Source organism: Kushneria marisflavi (genome assembly GCF_002157205.1).
Lineage (GTDB): Bacteria > Pseudomonadota > Gammaproteobacteria > Pseudomonadales > Halomonadaceae > Kushneria > Kushneria marisflavi.
In genome coordinates, this window is the sequence record NZ_CP021358.1 from 1085603 (window position 1) to 1102150 (window position 16548).

General features: G+C 56.1%; 9 protein-coding genes, 2 tRNA genes and 3 rRNA genes. 4 read left to right on the plus strand and 10 right to left on the minus strand.

The genetic code is table 11. The annotated features are described in order from the left end of the window. The first annotated feature begins 156 nt into the window (after positions 1–156). The 3 genes from B9H00_RS05110 (at position 157) to B9H00_RS05120 (ending at position 4974) form a co-directional block, all read left to right on the plus strand. Positions 157–3051, plus strand: a complete 2895-nt coding sequence (locus tag B9H00_RS05110; RefSeq protein WP_086899736.1) for a ribonucleoside-diphosphate reductase subunit alpha — start codon at positions 157–159, stop codon at positions 3049–3051. Between the two features lie 98 nt (positions 3052–3149). Further along, a complete protein-coding gene (locus tag B9H00_RS05115; protein WP_086899737.1) occupies positions 3150–4256 on the plus strand; it encodes a ribonucleotide-diphosphate reductase subunit beta in 1107 nt (368 codons plus the stop codon). 505 nt (positions 4257–4761) lie between these two features. Continuing rightward, positions 4762–4974: a YMGG-like glycine zipper-containing protein gene (locus B9H00_RS05120; protein WP_086899738.1), complete on the plus strand. Its 213-nt coding sequence runs from the start codon at positions 4762–4764 to the stop codon at positions 4972–4974. Between the two features lie 101 nt (positions 4975–5075). Here B9H00_RS05120 and B9H00_RS05125 read toward each other — a convergent pair whose 3' ends face one another. The 7 genes from B9H00_RS05125 to pssA form a co-directional block, all read right to left on the minus strand. Next, positions 5076–5360, minus strand: a complete 285-nt coding sequence (locus B9H00_RS05125; protein WP_086899739.1) for a lipoprotein — start codon at positions 5358–5360, stop codon at positions 5076–5078. A 342-nt stretch (positions 5361–5702) separates the two neighbouring features. Further along, positions 5703–5818: ribosomal RNA gene (gene rrf, locus B9H00_RS05130) — 5S ribosomal RNA — on the minus strand. 101 nt (positions 5819–5919) lie between these two features. Beyond that, a 23S ribosomal RNA gene (locus B9H00_RS05135) occupies positions 5920–8812 on the minus strand. A 275-nt stretch (positions 8813–9087) separates the two neighbouring features. After that, positions 9088–9163, minus strand: a tRNA-Ala gene (locus B9H00_RS05140). 7 nt (positions 9164–9170) lie between these two features. After that, positions 9171–9247, minus strand: a tRNA-Ile gene (locus B9H00_RS05145). A gap of 68 nt (positions 9248–9315) precedes the next feature. Beyond that, a 16S ribosomal RNA gene (locus B9H00_RS05150) occupies positions 9316–10855 on the minus strand. Together the 16S, 23S and 5S rRNA genes with 2 tRNA genes alongside form the textbook arrangement of a ribosomal RNA operon. A gap of 443 nt (positions 10856–11298) precedes the next feature. Then, a complete protein-coding gene (pssA, locus tag B9H00_RS05155; protein ID WP_086899740.1) occupies positions 11299–12249 on the minus strand; it encodes a CDP-diacylglycerol--serine O-phosphatidyltransferase in 951 nt (316 codons plus the stop codon). A gap of 93 nt (positions 12250–12342) precedes the next feature. Here pssA and B9H00_RS05160 point away from each other — a divergent pair, with 93 nt between their 5' ends. Then, the gene (locus tag B9H00_RS05160; protein WP_211329655.1) at positions 12343–12846 is read left to right on the plus strand and encodes an MOSC domain-containing protein; all 504 of its coding nucleotides are present in this window, start codon (positions 12343–12345) and stop codon (positions 12844–12846) included. A gap of 95 nt (positions 12847–12941) precedes the next feature. Here B9H00_RS05160 and ilvC read toward each other — a convergent pair whose 3' ends face one another. The 3 genes from ilvC to B9H00_RS05175 form a co-directional block, all read right to left on the minus strand. Further along, on the minus strand, positions 12942–13958 hold the full coding sequence (gene ilvC / locus B9H00_RS05165) for a ketol-acid reductoisomerase (protein WP_086899742.1): 1017 nt from the start codon (positions 13956–13958) through the stop codon (positions 12942–12944). 87 nt (positions 13959–14045) lie between these two features. Continuing rightward, complete coding sequence (gene ilvN / locus B9H00_RS05170) at positions 14046–14537, minus strand: acetolactate synthase small subunit (RefSeq protein WP_086621987.1); 492 nt, start codon at positions 14535–14537, stop codon at positions 14046–14048. Further along, on the minus strand, positions 14537–16258 hold the full coding sequence (locus B9H00_RS05175) for an acetolactate synthase 3 large subunit (protein WP_086899743.1): 1722 nt from the start codon (positions 16256–16258) through the stop codon (positions 14537–14539). The genes ilvN and B9H00_RS05175 overlap by 1 nt, the downstream gene beginning before the upstream one ends. Between the last annotated feature and the right edge of the window lie 290 nt (positions 16259–16548).

Here is a 16548-nt window from a genome sequence, read left to right on the forward strand (position 1 = left end):
TTTTGAGAAGACACACCATGTAGTGTTTCGCAGCAAAAACACCCTCTTGGTGTCAATACCCTTCGATCCAATTTTTTGACCCTGTCGCTGTCTGTTTTTCATTGCGTAAATGACAGACACGGCATGGTTTTGACCTTACGGCAGGAAGGTAACGTTATGGAAACCTCGCATACAGAGCGTGATACCTCATCAACCTTTGATGATGCTCATACGCGCCAGTCCGATCAGCAACTGCGCGTCATCAAGCGTACCGGTGATACCGCCACCTTTGATGCGAGCAAGATCTCCGTGGCCATGAGCAAGGCCTTTCTGGCCGTGGAGGGCGACAATGCCGCCGGTTCCTCGCGCATTCGCGAGCTGGTCGATCAGCTGACCCAGTCCATCATGGACACGTTCGCACGTCGCATGCCCGAAGGCGGCACCCTGCATATCGAGGATATTCAGGATCAGGTCGAGCTGGCACTGATGCGTTCGGGTGAGCACAAGGTGGCGCGTGCCTACGTGCTGTATCGCGAAGAGCACGCCCGGGCCCGTGCCGCTCAGCATCAGGGCATCGAAAAGCCCCACCCCACCATCAACGTGACACAGCCTGACGGCAGCCGCCGCCCACTGGATCTGGCCCGCATCGAAACGCTGGTCACCGAAGCCTGCGCGGACCTGGACAATGTGGAAGTGCGTCGCATCGTCGATGAGTCGCTGCGTAATCTCTATGATGGCGTTACCCCCGATGGCGTGGCCACGGCCCTGATGATGACCGCGCGCATGCTGGTCGAGAAGGAGCCCAACTACACTTTCGTGACTGCGCGTCTTTTGCAGGACAATCTGCGTCGTGAAGCGCTTTCCTTCCTCGAGGTTGCCGAGGAAGCGACCTTTGGCGACATGGCTACGCTCTACAAGCCGGCATTCATGAACTACATCAAGCGCGGCATCGAATTCGAGCAGCTTGATCCGGTACTCGCCGAGTTTGACCTTGAGCGTCTGGGTGATGCCCTGAGCCACGAGCGCGACAATCAGTTCACCTATCTCGGTCTGCAGACGCTTTACGACCGCTACTTCCTGCACCGTGACGGCGTTCGCTACGAGCTGCCGCAGGTCATGTTCATGCGTGTGGCCATGGGCCTGTCGCTGAACGAGCAGAATCGCGAAGCGCGTGCCATCGAGTTTTATGAGCTGCTGTCGAGCTTCGATTACATGACCTCGACGCCCACGCTGTTCAACGCCGGTACCGTGCGTAGCCAGCTGTCTTCCTGCTACCTGACCACCGTGCCGGACAACCTCGAAGGCATCTACGGTGCCATCCGTGATAACGCCATGCTCTCCAAGTGGGCTGGTGGCCTGGGCAATGACTGGACGCCTGTGCGTGCACTGGGTTCCTACATCAAGGGCACCAACGGCAAGTCACAGGGCGTTGTTCCCTTCCTCAAGGTCGTCAACGATACGGCTGTGGCGGTCAACCAGGGGGGCAAGCGCAAGGGTGCTGTCTGCTCGTACCTGGAAACCTGGCACATGGACGTCGAGGAATTCCTCGAGCTTCGCAAGAACACCGGTGACGATCGCCGCCGCACGCACGACATGAACACGGCCAACTGGGTGCCGGATCTGTTCATGAAGCGTGTCAGCGAAGAAAAGGAATGGACGCTGTTCTCACCGGCCACCTGCCCGGACCTGCATGATCTTTATGGCGCGGCGTTTGAAAAGCGTTATGAAGAGTACGAGGCCATGACACAGACCGGCGAGATCACGCTGTTCAAGCGTGTTCAGGCCAAGGATCTGTGGCGCAAGATGCTGTCGATGCTGTTCGAAACAGGTCACCCCTGGATCACCTTCAAGGATCCGTGCAACCTGCGCAGCCCACAGCGCCATGCCGGTGTCGTCCATTCGTCCAACCTGTGCACCGAGATCACGCTCAATACCAGCGTCGATGAAATTGCGGTGTGCAATCTGGGATCGATCAACCTGGCCGCTCACGTGGTCGATGGTCAACTGGACAGTGAGAAGCTCAAGCGCTCGGTCAAGACAGCCGTGCGGATGCTCGATAACGTCATCGACATCAACTATTACGCTGTACCGCAGGCCAGGCGTTCCAATTTCCGTCACCGCCCGGTCGGCCTGGGTCTGATGGGCTTTCAGGATGCGCTTTACAAGCAGGGGATCGCCTACGCTTCCGATGAGGCCGTGACCTTTGCCGATCACTCCATGGAGCTGATCAGCTATCACGCCATTGAAGCCTCCAGCGACCTGGCGGCCGAACGCGGCCAATACGAGTCCTATGAAGGTTCGCTCTGGAGTCAGGGCATTCTGCCCATCGACTCGATTCGTGACCTGCAGCGCGAACGTGGCGAACAGTATTTGCAGATGGATACGTCCACAACGCAGGACTGGGATCGCATCCGCGACAAGGTACGTCGTCAGGGCATGCGTAACTCCAACGTCATGGCGATCGCACCGACGGCCACGATTTCCAATATCTGTGGTGTGACGCAGTCGATCGAGCCGACCTATCAGAACCTGTATGTGAAATCGAACCTGTCGGGCGAATTCACCGTGGTCAACTCACATATGGTGCATGCGCTCAAGGAGCGCGGCCTGTGGGATGAAGTCATGATCAATGATCTCAAATACTACGATGGTTCTCTTCAGCCGATTGATCGCATTCCGGACGATCTCAAGCAGCGCTATGCCACGGCGTTTGAAATCGAAGCGCGCTGGATTGTCGAGGCAGCCTCGCGTCGCCAGAAGTGGATAGATCAGGCACAGTCCCTGAACCTCTACATCAGCGGTGTTTCCGGTCGCAAGCTGGATACCACTTACCGCATGGCGTGGCAGCTGGGCCTCAAGACGACCTACTACCTCCGCGCGCAGGCTTCGACCCGTCTCGAGAAGTCAACGCTCAAGGGCACCGATGGCAAGCTGACCGGCGTCAAGCCCAACGCCCCAACGCCGCAGGCGGCGCCGTCACCGGAAGCATCACAGGCGCCCCAGCAACCGCTGGGCTCGGCCCCGCCGCTGGCCTGCTCACTCGATGATCCGGATTGCGAAGCCTGCCAGTAATTTGATCAATACGACGGTGGCCCGCTCGGGTCACCGTCTATCGCATTCAAGTCCACCCTCACCGTTGATACGGTCAGGCGATGGCAAGGGAGAAAACGATGCAAGAGACAAACCTGTTTGCCGATGATAACGATCAGGTCGACAACACCGGTCTAGGTGAAATTCAGGCCGGCGCTCAGCGTATTGATGCCAGCCAGAAGGCCATGATCAATGCCCAGAGCGACGTTAACCAACTGCTGCCGCTGAAATACAGCTGGGCGTGGGAAAAGTATCTGGCCGGCTGTAACAACCACTGGATGCCGACCGAAGTCTCCATGCAGGGCGATATCGCCACATGGCGTGCCCCGGTGAACAGTCCGCAAGGGCTGACCGAAGACGAAGTGCTGATGCTCAAGCGCAACCTCGGCTTTTTTGCGACGGCCGAGTCGCTGGTCGCCAACAACATCGTACTGGCTGTCTATCGCAACATTACCAATCCGGAATGTCGCCAGTACCTGCTACGCCAGGCCTTTGAAGAAGCCATTCACACGCACACCTTCCAGTACATCTGCACGTCACTGGGCCTGGATGAGGGTGAGCTCTTCAACATGTATCGGGAAATCCCCTCGATTACCGATAAGGATGCCTGGGCGCTCAAGTACACGCAGGCACTGGAGGACCCGAGCTTCACGACCGGTACCATTGAACGCGATCAGGCATTTTTGCGCGCACTGGTGGCCTTCTATGTCGTGTTTGAAGGCATGTGGTTCTACACCGGTTTTGCCCAGATCCTCGCACTGGGCCGTCGCAACAAGATGGTCGGCATTGCCGAGCAGTATCAATACATTCTGCGTGATGAGTCCATCCACCTGAATTTCGGTATCGACTGCATCAACCAGATCAAGATCGAAAACCCGCATCTGTGGGACGACGCCTTCCAGCAGGAAGTGCGTGGCATGCTTCTGGAAGCCTACGAACTGGAAGCGGCCTACGGTCGTGAAACCATGCCACGGGGTATCCTCGGGCTGAACGCCGAGCTCACCGAGCAGTACATGCAGTTCATCGCCAACCGTCGCAGCGAGCAGATCGGTCTGGGCCTGCTCTTTGATGACGTGGAAAACCCCTTCCCCTGGATGTCGGAACTGATTGATCTGCCCAAGGAGAAGAACTTCTTTGAGACACGAGTCACCGAATATCAAACCGGCGGCGCGCTGACCTGGGACTGAGGCATAAAAAATTCGGGCCCTGTCGCTAAACAGGGCCCGAACTGACTTAGATGCGAAGATGCACGTATCTAAGTAGAAGTAGAAGGCCGGCAAGCCTTGTTACTTCTTTGAGCAGGATTTCTCCAAACCCAATTGGCAAACGGATTTTGGTAGGGATCTCTGCTCAAGTCAACGCATCAATTGTTACCAAAATTCAATTGAGAGGTAGATTTGATATGAGCGATAGTCTCCCCCCTGATTCTTCTGGAGAATTCATTTTTAGGAAGTCCTTCAGGCATCCCAAAACAGGAAAAGTTATTGTAGCTCCTCCCGGAAAATCTTTTCCTATCCGGATTAAGCCAAAACCGCGACCAGAATCCTAACCTATCGAGCCCTGCCCTATGCAGGGCTTTTTTATATTCAGGATTTTCGGGCGTCGACCGGCAGGCGTATAAAGAATTCGTGACGTGGGCCGATAGTGGTGAGATTCAGCTATCTTTTATACAAGGCCTGCAAGGAGAGAGATATGTACAAAAGTATTCTGGTAATGACCGCTGTAGGCGCCCTCGCTCTTTTGACGGCCTGCAGCAGTCCGACAGGGCGCAGCGCAGCGCAGGGAGCTGGTATTGGTGGACTGACGGGGGCTGCTGCGGGTGCGGTCACGGGTGGTAGTGCTGGTACCGGTGCCCTGATCGGCGGCGCTGCAGGTGCCGCTGTAGGTGCAGCCAGCGCCCAGTAAGGGATGGAGTGCGCCGAGATATCAGGTGCCGCTCCATAGCAAAAAAGCCTCCTGACCGCGGTCAGGAGGCTTTTTCACTTCTCTACCCTATCGGGAGTAGATCAGTTGCTGTGCTCGTCAGCGCTGTCGCTGATGGAGTCACCAGCGTCTTCCATGGCCTGACCTGTAGAGTCGGCAGCATCGCTGGCAGCATCGCCGACGGAGTCAGCAGCATCGCTGGTAGCATCACCAACGGAATCTGCTGCGTCGCTGGTGGCCTCTCCAGCGTTATCGGCGGCGTTATCAATCTTGGCACCGGTCTCTTCGGCAGGACCGTCATCGTTGTCACAACCGGCTACAGCGAATACAAGCATTGCAGCCAGCAGAATACCCAGTGTCTTTTTCATCGTTAGCTCTCCCTTGCCTACTGTCTTCATTACATCAACGATATACCCGAACTTCGGGTACTTGACTGCTCATTGTGGTGCAAAAAGAGACTTAATACCAAGTCTCTTTGCATGGAAAGAGACTGATTTTCTTATATAAACAATATGTATGGCGTTAAGCAGATAAATCAAAACGGATATGTCGATTCTGACCGACGCCCTTGCCGCGCAGTACAAGGCAGGCTGAGACACCGCCCTGCCCGGTCACGTCAGTGACCGGGCAGGGCCGGCCGGCTCACGGCCGGTTTTTATCAAGCATACATAAAAGAACCCCGGTCCATTGGACCGGGGTTCGGAAAGGGTGCCTGACGATGACCTACTCTCACATGGGGAGACCCCACACTACCATCGGCGCGGAGCCGTTTCACTACCGAGTTCGGGAAGGGATCGGGTGGTGCCGGCACGCTATGGTCGTCAGGCAATTCTGCAGACCGGCTGCTTTAAAGCAGCGGATCAAAATAGGGATCATGCTGATCATTACATCAACGTTTTCGTGTGATGCGAACCACTTGGGTGTTATATGGTCAAGCCTCACGGGCAATTAGTACGCGTCAGCTCAATGCATTGCTGCACTTACACACCGCGCCTATCGACCTCGTCGTCTTCGAGGGCCCTTCAGGGAGCTCGAGGCTCCAGGGAAGTTTCATCTTGAAGGGGGCTTCCCGCTTAGATGCCTTCAGCGGTTATCCCGTCCGCACATAGCTACCCGGCGGTGCCATTGGCATGACAACCGGTACACCAGCGGTGCGTCCACTCCGGTCCTCTCGTACTAGGAGCAGCACTTCTCAAACTTCCGACGCCCACGGCAGATAGGGACCGAACTGTCTCACGACGTTCTAAACCCAGCTCGCGTACCACTTTAAATGGCGAACAGCCATACCCTTGGGACCGACTTCAGCCCCAGGATGTGATGAGCCGACATCGAGGTGCCAAACACCGCCGTCGATATGAACTCTTGGGCGGTATCAGCCTGTTATCCCCGGAGTACCTTTTATCCGTTGAGCGATGGCCCTTCCATACAGAACCACCGGATCACTAGAACCTGCTTTCGCACCTGCTCGACATGTCCGTCTCGCAGTCAAGCACCCTTATGCTCTTGCACTCATTGCACGATTTCCAACCGTGCTGAGGGTACCTTAGTGCTCCTCCGTTACTCTTTGGGAGGAGACCGCCCCAGTCAAACTACCCACCACACACTGTCCTCACACCGGATCACGGTGCGGAGTTAGAACGCCGATGATACCAGGCTGGTATTTCAAGGTTGGCTCCACCCCGACTGGCGTCGGGGTTTCAAAGCCTCCCAGCTATCCTACACAAGTAACATCAGCGTCCAGTGTGAAGCTATAGTAAAGGTTCACGGGGTCTTTCCGTCTAGCCGCGGGTACACTGCATCTTCACAGCGATTTCAATTTCACTGAGTCTCGGGTGGAGACAGCGTGGCCATCATTACGCCATTCGTGCAGGTCGGAACTTACCCGACAAGGAATTTCGCTACCTTAGGACCGTTATAGTTACGGCCGCCGTTTACCGGGGCTTCGATCAAGAGCTTCGCCTTGCGGCTAACACCATCAATTAACCTTCCGGCACCGGGCAGGCGTCACACCCTATACGTCCGCTTACGCGTTGGCAGAGTGCTGTGTTTTTAATAAACAGTTGCAGCCACCTGGTCTCTTCGGCCGGTCAGGGCTAGGGGAGCAAGTCCCGTCACCCTGGCCGGCGCACCTTCTCCCGAAGTTACGGTGCCATTTTGCCTAGTTCCTTCACCCGAGTTCTCTCATACGCCTTGGTATTCTCTACCTGACCACCTGTGTCGGTTTGGGGTACGGTCGCATGTTATCTGAAGCTTAGAGGCTTTTCCCGGAAGCGTGGCATCAGTGACTTCCAGACCGTAGTCTGTTCGTCTCGCGTCTCGGCTTTATAGAGGACCGGATTTGCCTGATCCCCAGGCCTACTCGCTTTTACCAGGACAACCAACGCCTGGCTCACCTAGCCTTCTTCGTCCCCCCATCGCAATAACATCCGGTACGGGAATATTGACCCGTTTCCCATCGACTACGCTTTTCAGCCTCGCCTTAGGGGCCGACTCACCCTGCTCCGATTGACGTCGAACAGGAACCCTTGGTCTTCCGGCGGGGGAGGTTTTCACTCCCCTTGTCGTTACTCATGTCAGCATTCGCACTTGTGATACCTCCAGCATACCTCACGATACACCTTCGCAGGCTTACACAACGCTCCTCTACCGCGCATCCATAAGGATGCACCCGCAGCTTCGGTACCCGGTTTGAGCCCCGTTACATCTTCCGCGCAGGCCGACTCGACCAGTGAGCTATTACGCTTTCTTTAAAGGATGGCTGCTTCTAAGCCAACCTCCTGGCTGTCTGTGCCTTCCCACATCGTTTCCCACTTAACCGGGATTTTGGGACCTTGGCTGGCGGTCTGGGTTGTTTCCCTTTTCACAACGGACGTTAGCACCCGCTGTGTGTCTCCCACGCTGTACTCACCGGTATTCGGAGTTTGCCTCGGGTTGGTAAGCCGGGATGGCCCCCTAGCCGAAACAGTGCTCTACCCCCGGTGGTAATACGTGAGGCGCTACCTAAATAGCTTTCGAGGAGAACCAGCTATCTCCGAGCTTGATTAGCCTTTCACTCCGATCCACAGCTCATCTCAGCATTTTTCAACATACTTGAGTTCGGACCTCCAGTCAGTGTTACCTGACCTTCATCCTGGCCATGGATAGATCGCCCGGTTTCGGGTCTATTCCCAGCAACTAAGTCGCCCATTTAAGACTCGGTTTCCCTGCGCCTCCCCTATTCGGTTAAGCTCGCTACTGAGAATAAGTCGCTGACCCATTATACAAAAGGTACGCAGTCACAGAACAAGTCTGCTCCCACTGCTTGTACGCACACGGTTTCAGGATCTATTTCACTCCCCTCGCCGGGGTTCTTTTCGCCTTTCCCTCACGGTACTGGTTCACTATCGGTCAGTCAGGAGTATTTAGCCTTGGAGGATGGTCCCCCCATGTTCAGTCAGGGTTTCACGTGCCCCGACCTACTCGATTTCACAATGCTCGGATTTCGGCTACAGGACTATCACCTGCTATGGTCAGACTTCCCAGACTGTTCGCCTATCGGTTGCACTGCTTAAGGGCTGGTCCCCGTTCGCTCGCCGCTACTGGGGGAATCTCAATTGATGTCTTTTCCTCGGGGTACTTAGATGTTTCAGTTCTCCCGGTTCGCCTTCATGAGTTATGTATTGGCTCATGAATACTCATCTTGTGATGAGTGGGTTTCCCCATTCGGAAATCGCCGGGTCGCAGGTCATTTGCCACCTCACCGACGCTTATCGCAGGCTGTCACGTCCTTCATCGCCTCTGACTGCCTAGGCATCCACCGTGTGCGCTTAATCGCTTGACCATATAACCCCAAGGGGTCCGGTCTCACAATCACACGACATTTACTGAAATACATACGACATTATGTATCGCAGCAAATTTATACGTTGTCTGCCGGCCGGGTCACAACGCCCATCCGAAGATGAGGTGTTCACCGACCGACAGGTCAGCATGATCCACATTGTTAAAGAGCGTACTGTCAAAAAGACAGTCAGAAATCATGTCGATGATTGTCATCATCATGACTTTTGACTGTGGTTTCATCAGTATCGAGCGAGATTGTGACACCGAGCTGTATGGTGGAGCCTAGCGGGATCGAACCGCTGACCTCCTGCGTGCAAGGCAGGCGCTCTCCCAGCTGAGCTAAGGCCCCGACAGGTTGGTGGGTCTGGGCAGACTCGAACTGCCGACCTCACCCTTATCAGGGGTGCGCTCTAACCAACTGAGCTACAGACCCAGGCATCTTCGCTCTATCCGATCAGGCAATTTGTGTGGACGCGCTGGTTCGCGTGAGCACTTGTCGTTTAAGGAGGTGATCCAGCCGCAGGTTCCCCTACGGCTACCTTGTTACGACTTCACCCCAGTCATGAACCACACCGTGGTGATCGCTCTCCCGAAGGTTAAGCTAACCACTTCTGGTGCAGTCCACTCCCATGGTGTGACGGGCGGTGTGTACAAGGCCCGGGAACGTATTCACCGTGGCATTCTGATCCACGATTACTAGCGATTCCGACTTCACGGAGTCGAGTTGCAGACTCCGATCCGGACTGAGGCCGGCTTTATGGGATTGGCTTCACGTCGCCGCTTCGCAACCCTTTGTACCGGCCATTGTAGCACGTGTGTAGCCCTGCTCGTAAGGGCCATGATGACTTGACGTCGTCCCCACCTTCCTCCGGTTTGTCACCGGCAGTCTCCCTGAAGTTCCCGGCCGGACCGCTGGCAAAAAGGGATAGGGGTTGCGCTCGTTACGGGACTTAACCCAACATTTCACAACACGAGCTGACGACAGCCATGCAGCACCTGTCTCTGCGTTCCCGAAGGCACTCTCCCATCTCTGGGAGATTCGCAGGATGTCAAGAGCAGGTAAGGTTCTTCGCGTTGCATCGAATTAAACCACATGCTCCACCGCTTGTGCGGGCCCCCGTCAATTCATTTGAGTTTTAGCCTTGCGGCCGTACTCCCCAGGCGGTCGACTTATTGCGTTAACTGCGCCACCAAACCCTCAAGGGGTCCAACGGCTGGTCGACATCGTTTACGGCGTGGACTACCAGGGTATCTAATCCTGTTTGCTACCCACGCTTTCGCGCCTCAGCGTCAGTGTCAGTCCAGAAGGCCGCCTTCGCCACTGGTATTCCTCCCGATCTCTACGCATTTCACCGCTACACCGGGAATTCCACCTTCCTCTCCTGCACTCTAGCCTGCCAGTTCCGAATGCCGTTCCCGGGTTGAGCCCGGGGCTTTCACATCCGGCTTGGCAAGCCGCCTACGCGCCCTTTACGCCCAGTAATTCCGATTAACGCTTGCACCCTCCGTATTACCGCGGCTGCTGGCACGGAGTTAGCCGGTGCTTCTTCTGTGGGTGATGTCCTTCATGACGAGTATTAATCATCATGCCTTCTTCCCCACTGAAAGTGCTTTACAACCCTAAGGCCTTCTTCACACACGCGGCATGGCTGGATCAGGGTTTCCCCCATTGTCCAATATTCCCCACTGCTGCCTCCCGTAGGAGTCCGGGCCGTGTCTCAGTCCCGGTGTGGCTGATCATCCTCTCAGACCAGCTACGGATCGCAGCCTTGGTGAGCCTTTACCTCACCAACAAGCTAATCCGACATGGGCTCATCCGATAGCGCAAGGTCCGAAGATCCCCTGCTTTCTCCCGTAGGACGTATGCGGTATTAGCTCGGGTTTCCCCGAGTTATCCCCCACTATCGGGCAGATTCCCATGCATTACTCACCCGTCCGCCGCTCGTCAGCGGGTAGCAAGCTACCCCTGTTACCGCTCGACTTGCATGTGTTAGGCCTGCCGCCAGCGTTCAATCTGAGCCATGATCAAACTCTTCAGTTTATTTTGAAGCTTTGAGATTCTTTATCCGGCCCTGCAAAAGCAGTTCCGAAAGGCGAATCAATCCGGGCTCGAGGTCAAACTAGTACTCTTGACGAGTGTTCGTCTGCTCGATTATCTATGTGACTGGTGTCACACGAGCCAGACGCCCACACAAATTGCCTGATCGACTTGTTAAAGAGCGTCTCGAAGATGTTGCCTCAGTCGCCGTGGCGGCTGCTTCGAGAGAGTGGGCATTTTACAGCCCTAAATCGAAAAGTCAACCTCTTTTTTTCGATCCGGAAGTCGGCGGCTGGATTTGAAATCTTGATTGAGCGACCAAAACCTCAGTCAAAACAATCACCTGCAAACTTCCCCGCTGCCTCGTCGCCGTGTGCTCCGTGGCAGCGGATGCGTACTTTATAGATCAGACCCCGAGTGCGCAACCCCTTCTTTCAAAAAAGAAGCTACTTTCTTTCATCATCGTTTGTTGATGTTTCTGAAACACCTGACAGCTCTGGCTCATCAGCCTGTTCTGATACTTCAGAATCCCTGGTATTGGCTGCTTCCATGTCTTCTTCGGTAGTAGCGATGCTGCTGTTGATGGGCCTGGCATGACCGGTACGACGCATGATGGCCAGTATCGGGCCGGATGCCGCGTAGCTTCCAAACAGGAGCAACAACATGATGGCCGGTTCAAGCGAGATCAGAACAAAGGCCAGTACGATGGCCAGAAGGAACACGAAAGGTACCGGACTCTTGAAATCCACTTCCTTGAAGCTGTAGTAGCGAATATTGCTGACCATCAGGATACCAACGGCCGCCACAATGATGGCCATGAGCACCTTGAAGCCGAAGGCAGTGGCCTCGAAGCTATGGAAAGTCCAGACAAAGCCTGCCACGACTGCAGCGGCAGACGGGCTGGGCAACCCGATGAACCATTTCTTGTCGGTGCTGCCAATCTGAACATTGAAGCGCGCCAGACGCAGTGCCGCCCCGGCGACATAGACAAAGGCCGCGATCCAGCCAAGGTTGCCGATATCCTGAAGTATCCATGCAAAGGCCACGATGGCAGGCGCCACTCCGAAGGAGAGCATGTCGGCAAGACTGTCGTATTCCTCACCGAAGGCGCTTTGGGTATTGGTCATACGGGCTACCCGGCCATCGAAGCCATCAAGCACCATGGAGACAAAGATGGCGATGGCGGCAGAACCAAAGTTGCCATTCAGTGCTGCCACAACGGAGAAGAAGCCTGAAAACAGCGCTGCCGTGGTAAACAGGTTGGGCAGAAGATAAATACCGCGCCGGCGTATGCGCTCACCGTTTTGCACGATGTCTTCAACCACCTCCGTATCGTCCTTGAATTCGGAAAAGGGATCGCGGGGCGGTCGATTGTTCGGTGGAGGCGTCTGCGTCATGACAATGATGTCCTTTGAAAAGATACGACCATCAAAGCATAGAAGATGACCAGGTGTTAACACGGAGAGGAAATGGAAAGTTTAAGAAGTCTCATGACACAGTTCCCTCGCGCCGGCCGTCTGGAATGGCTGAGCCGTCGTCCTGAGCGTCACGGAACTGTCGAGGTCGTGACATCGCTGCACCTGACCGAGGGCAAGGGCATAGAGGGAGACCATTACAGCGCTCGCGGAGGTAAACGCGAAGTGACCCTCTTTCAGGCCGAACATTTACCGGTTGCTGCCGCCTTTTGCGGTATCTCTTCCCTCGCTCCTGAGCGACTTCGGCGCAACCTGCTGGTATCGGGACTAAACCTTCTGGCCTGCCGACAGCAGCAGCTGGCCATTGGTAACGAGGTGGTCATTGAGCTCACCGGTCCCTGCGCACCCTGCAGCCGCATGGAAAGAACACTGGGCCCGGGCGGCTATAACGCCCTGCGCGGTCATGGTGGAATGACGGCCCGCATCATGCGAGGCGGCGTCATTCAGCTCGGCGATCGTGTGACGGTCGTTCCCACTACTAGGAACTCCGCTCAGGGCCAGCTTTTTCAAACACCCTAAAGGTCGAATGTCACGGATGGCAGATACAAAAAAGCGGATGCGAGTGATCGCATCCGCTTTATCGAGGTTTTTAACCCTCTCGAAGATCTTTCAAATCAGTTCTTCGACTTGTCGACCATCTTGTTGGCCGCAATCCAGGGCATCATGCCACGCAGCTTGGTGCCGACCTGCTCGATCTGGTGCTCGGCACCACGACGACGCTTGGCCTTGAGGGTCGGGAAACCGGACTGGTGGTCCAGAATGAAGTCCTTGGCAAAGGTCCCTTCCTGGATGTCCTTGAGCACCTGACGCATGGCATTTTTGGTGTCTTCGGTCACGATCTTCGGACCGGTCACGTAGTCACCGTATTCGGCCGTGTTGGAGATCGAGTAGCGCATGTCGGCCATGCCGCCTTCATACATCAGATCAACGATCAGCTTGAGCTCGTGGAGGCACTCGAAGTAGGCCATTTCAGGCGCATAGCCGGCTTCCACCAGCGTTTCAAAGCCGGCTTGAACCAGCGCCGTGGCACCACCACACAGTACAGCCTGCTCACCGAACAGATCGGTTTCGGTTTCTTCCTGGAAGGTCGTGTGGATGATGCCGGCACGGCCACCACCATTGGCGCTGGCATAGGACAGCGCCAGTTCGCGCGCCTTGCCGGACTTGTCCTGATAAACCGCGATCAGGCTCGGGACCCCGCCACCCTGGGTGTAGGTCTGACGAACGGTATGACCGGGCGCCTTGGGCGCGATCATGATGACGTCCAGATCTTCACGCGGCTCGATCTGCTGGAAGTGCACGTTGAAGCCGTGGGCAAAGGCCAGCGCAGCGCCTTCTTTCAGGTTGGGCTCGATATCACGATAGTAGATCTGTTTCTGATGCTCATCGGGTGCCAGGATCATGACGATATCGGCACCGGAAACCGCATCGGCCACTTCAGCAACCTTGAGGCCTGCACCTTCTGCCTTCTGCCAGGAACCGGAATCCTTGCGCAGCGCGACGGTGACATCAACGCCGGATTCCTTGAGGTTGTTGGCATGAGCGTGACCCTGCGAGCCGTAGCCCAGGATGGTGACCTTCTTGCCCTGGATGAGAGAGAGATCGCAATCCTTGTCGTAATAAACCTGCATTACCTTCACCTTTTAATGGACGGCAGCGCCATCGGTTGACATAAACGCTATCGGTTAATCTAAACGTTGTGCATACAAACTTCGGTGTCAGATGCTCAGCACCTTGTCACCCCGTGCAATCCCGGACACGCCGGTACGTGCCACTTCCAGCACCCCAAGGGGTGTGACGGCCTGCAAAAAGGCATCCATCTTGTTGGCGTCGCCGGTAATCTGCACGGTATAGACGCTTGGCGTCACGTCCACGATCTGCGCCCGGAAGATATCCGCCGTACGCTTGACCTCGTCACGGGCACTCCCCTGGGCCTTGACCTTGACCAGCATCAGCTCGCGCTCGATATGCGCACCTTCGGTCAGGTCCACCAGCTTGACCACATCAATCAGTCGGTTGAGGTGTTTGGTGATCTGCTCGATGATGCGCTCATCGCCATTGGTGGTCACGGTCAGACGCGACAGGGTCGGGTCATCGGTGGGGGCCACATTGAGCGTTTCGATATTGAAGTTGCGCTGGGAAAAGAGCCCGATCACGCGTGACAGGGCGCCCGGCTCGTTTTCAAGCAGCATCGATATGATATGGCGCATCAGGTTCGCTCCGTCTTCGACAGCAGCATGTCACACATGGCCCCCTGCGGAACCTGCATCGGATAGACGTGCTCACGCGGGTCGACATGAATATCGAGGAACACCAGCTCATCCTTCGAACGAAATGCTTCTTCAAGCGCCGGCTCAAGCTCCTCGGCCGTTCTTACCGTAATGGCCTTGAAACCATAGGCCTCGGTCAGCTTTTCAAAGTCAGGCAGTGACTCCATGTAGGAATGCGCATGGCGGGACTTGTAGTTCAGATCCTGCCACTGGCGAACCATCCCCAGCGAGGCATTGTTGAGATTGACGATCTTGACCGGGATACCGAACTGCTTACAGGTCGACAGCTCCTGCATCATCATCTGAAAGCTGCCCTCCCCCGTGAACAGGACGACATGCTCATCCGGGTAGTTGAGCTTGACCCCCATGGCGGCCGGCAGACCAAAGCCCATCGTCCCCAGGCCACTGGATGATATCCAGCGATTGGGCTGATTGAACTTGTAGTACTGAGCAGCAAACATCTGATGCTGGCCAACATCGGTCACGACATAGGCGTCACCGTGCGTGGCGCGATGTACTGCCTCGACAACCTGCTGGGGCTTGAGCGGCTCACCGGCAGCGGCCGACTCATAAAGCTTGCCTCGACGCTCGTCACGCCAGCCATTGATTCTCTCCCACCAGTCATCCAGCGACGCCTGTGCTTCCGCGCGCTGACCGATCTGGTTGAGCATTTCATTGAGCACGTGATCAGCGGCCCCGACAATGGGAACATCGGCGTGCACGGTCTTTGAGATGGAGCTGGGATCGACATCAATATGGATGATGCGGGCATCCGGACAGAATCGAGTGACGTTGTTGGTCACGCGATCATCGAATCGCACCCCGACACCCAGCACCAGGTCACTGTTGTGCATGGCCATGTTGGATTCGTAGGAACCATGCATGCCCGGCCAGCCCAGCGACTGTGGATCGTTTTGCGGGAACGCACCGAGTCCCATCAGAGAGGTGATGACGGGAATGTTGAGCCGATGCGCCAGCGCCGTCAGTGCTTCGGAGGCACGCCCTGTAATAACCCCGCCACCGGCAAAGATCACGGGACGCTGAGCGCTCATCATCAGATCGACGGCCTTGCGGATCTGACCGGTATGCCCACGTGAGACGGGATTGTAGGACCGCAGCTTGACCTTGCGCGGATAGACGTACTCATAGCGCTCGGTCGGAGCAGTCATGTCCTTGGGAATGTCTACCACGACCGGTCCCGGACGGCCGGAAGAGGCAATATAAAATGCCTTCTTGAGCACGGTCGGTATATCGGAAGGGTGACGGATCGAAAAGCTGTGCTTCACGATTGGACGTGTGACCCCGACAATGTCGGTTTCCTGAAAGGCATCCTCGCCGATCAGATGGCTGGCCACCTGCCCGCACAGCACGACCATCGGAATGGAATCCATATAGGCCGTCGCAATCCCCGTGACCGCATTGGTCGCACCGGGACCCGAGGTGACCAGCACCACACCGGGTTTACCGGAGGCGCGGGCATAGCCATCGGCCATATGGGTTGCCGCCTGTTCATGGCGAACAAGAATATGTTTGACATCATCCTGGCGGAAGAGCGCATCATAGATGTGTAGCGCTGCACCGCCGGGGTAGCCGTAGATATATTCAACGCCCTCATCCTTGAGGAAGCGGGCGATCATATCGGCTCCGGAAAGCAATTCCACGTTTGAGTTCCCCTATAAGGTCTCGAGTGCGTTCACGATGCGATACGCATCGGCGTTCGAGGACGGCTGTGCCGCCTGCCGCGGCCCGGGGCCTGCGACACCTGATGCTGCATCCTGATGATCGGTTGCAGCGAGGACCTGCTCAATCTCATGTCGGGTCGACACATAGGGGCGTTGATCAGGCAGGGGGTTGGCCCGCCTGTTCAGGTCCTTGGGCAGGCAGGCAGTCGCTGTGCGACTGTCCTTCATGACCCCGGGGGTCACCCGGAGAATTCATGCCTGCAATCAGG

Excerpts from the sequence above, each read along its gene's own strand:
- B9H00_RS05110 (WP_086899736.1), top strand. The coding sequence starts at position 157 with ATGGAAACCTCGCATACAGAGCGTGATACCTCATCAACCTTTGATGAT.
- B9H00_RS05160 (WP_211329655.1), top strand. The coding sequence starts at position 12,343 with ATGACACAGTTCCCTCGCGCCGGCCGTCTGGAATGGCTGAGCCGTCGT.
- B9H00_RS05115 (WP_086899737.1), top strand. The coding sequence starts at position 3,150 with ATGCAAGAGACAAACCTGTTTGCCGATGATAACGATCAGGTCGACAAC.
- ilvN (WP_086621987.1), bottom strand. The coding sequence starts at position 14,537 with ATGCGCCATATCATATCGATGCTGCTTGAAAACGAGCCGGGCGCCCTG.
- ilvC (WP_086899742.1), bottom strand. The coding sequence starts at position 13,958 with ATGCAGGTTTATTACGACAAGGATTGCGATCTCTCTCTCATCCAGGGC.
- B9H00_RS05125 (WP_086899739.1), bottom strand. The coding sequence starts at position 5,360 with ATGAAAAAGACACTGGGTATTCTGCTGGCTGCAATGCTTGTATTCGCT.
- B9H00_RS05120 (WP_086899738.1), top strand. The coding sequence starts at position 4,762 with ATGTACAAAAGTATTCTGGTAATGACCGCTGTAGGCGCCCTCGCTCTT.
- pssA (WP_086899740.1), bottom strand. The coding sequence starts at position 12,249 with ATGACGCAGACGCCTCCACCGAACAATCGACCGCCCCGCGATCCCTTT.